1 protein-coding gene is annotated in these 2,302 nt (G+C 48.0%); it reads right to left on the bottom strand.

Going from position 1 to position 2,302, the window contains the following annotated elements; all coding sequences use genetic code 11:
- Positions 1 to 69 precede the first annotated feature (69 nt).
- Positions 70 to 2,302: caspase family protein (locus OEL57_RS16230; protein ID WP_300741920.1), on the bottom strand; the 2,233-nt coding region annotated here is incomplete at its 5' end.

Genomic DNA, 2,302 nt, shown 5'->3' on the forward strand with positions numbered 1-2,302 from the left:
CATCGGATTTGGCGTCCCCTGGTCGATGCACTTCGAACTATGTCAGCGCAAGAATGTACGGCGATTGATTTACTTTACCACGATAGTAAAGTCCTCACCGATTAAGCTTTTCTGAGGAATCTGTTCATATCCCCATTTTTTATAGGTTAATTCTGGTAACGTCGTTTCGACGTAGGACACTAAGGAGTTGACTGTCACCACCCCTTTTGTGGTGGCTGCCTTCCCCTGTATGCCATCCAGTAGTACCCACGAAAAAGCACCATGTCCTTGAAAGCCTTCCAAGGCCACCTGACTTCTGCTGCTTGCCACAATAGTATGACGTCCCACCGCACGTGTCAGTTTGTTGATGGCTGTCTTTTCCAGTATCCCCCGTGTGGCGATCGCTTCTGCAAAGGAGCCGCTGTTGCAAGTATCCAACAGCAAGAGCGATTTTGATGCCTGGATGTTTGCCAGATAGCGTTTGAGGTCATTCATGGAAACACCCTGCTTCGGAATGTCCTCATCTTGCGAGTAGCGGAAATTCACTGGAAGAAAATAAAACGAACCATCTTTACTGTAGGTAATGCCGTGCCCCGCTATGAACAAGATAAACATGTCACTACGTCTGATCGTTTTGCCAATAGCTGAAAATGCGGCCTCAAGGCGTTCTTTGGTCACTTCCGCGTCTGAAAATGTATGTCTTGTAATGGAGCCAAAAAGCTCCTTACCCTTGTTTTGAATAGTATCAGCCACAGCTTTGGCATCAGCCTTGGAATATTTAAGATGCAAGTCTCCATCCCGGTAGTTATCAATCGCAATGGTCAGGATATGCAGATTAGGTTTGCTAGTATAGGCTGACGTATGCCTGATGGTTACAGATGGCCGTTCGGACTCAATGCTATTTTCTCGGTTATAGGCCATGATTGCAATGGTGTTATCGCCATTATCCAGGGTGAGCGTTCGGTTGAAGCTATAACACGTTTCTTTCTGTTTTTTTGAGATAGCTTTTAGGCTACGTCCACTACTTTCCAACTCAACCGGCATATTGTTCAGGTAGAGTGTTATGTCGCCAATTCCGCCACCGGTATCGCATATTTCTGCGTTTATCTCCGCCTCAGGTTTGTCTGTTGCAGACACTTTGTTTGCTATGCGAGCCTTGGGCGGCATGTTCGAGGCAATCAACAGTTTTTTGATATCCACTGCCTTGGCGTAGGACGAGATGTCTTTACCTTCCAGCGAGGCGGTCACAAGGTCGGGGCGGTAGAAGTCTTTGTATAGCTGGGCAGCGGGTATAAATTCAGCAGCTTCATTTTTGGTGCGGTTCAGGTGAAAACCGATCAACTCCTCGCCGCCTGGAGAGTGGTCAAAGAAGCCTTCCGGCGTCCATAGAACCCAACGTTTTTTGTCGGCATGGGGGAAAAATGCCGCAAGCTCCTTGCCGTCAGAGTAGCGATACCAGCGGATAGTACCGTCGCCAAAACCAGCCACAACAACATTTCCGTTAGGTGCTACGTTTAAGGCATAAGTGGGAGCAGGTGCCGGGAGTTTCCACACTTCATTACCAGCAGAATCAAAACGCCTTAGCCACCAATCAGAGCCTAGTGAGAAGGAACGCTTATCAGGAGCGATGGCAATGACACGGGATGTCTCATCACTTTTCAGGTTGAGAGAAAGATTGTTGAAAGTGGGTCCCAAAGCGTTGTGCCAATTCTTTATTTTTAGAGAGGTTACATCGGGATGAAAGAGCGGCAAAGGCCCTGGAGTAATAATTAGCGAGCGATTGCTCCCAGCAAATGCTGCAGGAAATTTGTCGTCAGAGTCATAGCTGAATCGTACAAATGTGCCATCCTGTGAAACAGTAAATCTCCACTTAATGGCACGATAGTCGGCAAGTAATGGCACGAGGAAGAATCGTTCGTTGCCGTCCGGCTCAAGCAGACCAAGAGCTGGCTGAGTAGAACCGAATGCCAGAGAACCGTCTGATAGCGGAGCCAATGCAGTGATGGTATTGGTAGTGCTGGTTTTGAGGTCCACATGCATGCCACGCCCGGCATCGTTCCAACGGCGAATCGGGGTGCGCCAGATATCTTGCTCTTTTATTTGTCGCATTCCAGCGGCATACAGGTAGTTACCGTTAGCAGACCAAGTGACGCTATTAAGGCTACCCTGGTTTTGTGCAAGATCATCTGTTGAAGGTGAATAAAGAACTGCTAAATCAGGGATAGATAGGACATTAACACGGGGTACATTGCTAAATCCTACTGCCAGACGTGTGCCGTCCGGAGAAAATTTGACCGTAGAAAGATAATTACCACCTGGAGCC

This window comes from Trichlorobacter sp., assembly GCF_030247655.1.
In the GTDB taxonomy this organism is placed as follows: Bacteria; Desulfobacterota; Desulfuromonadia; order Geobacterales; family Pseudopelobacteraceae; genus Trichlorobacter.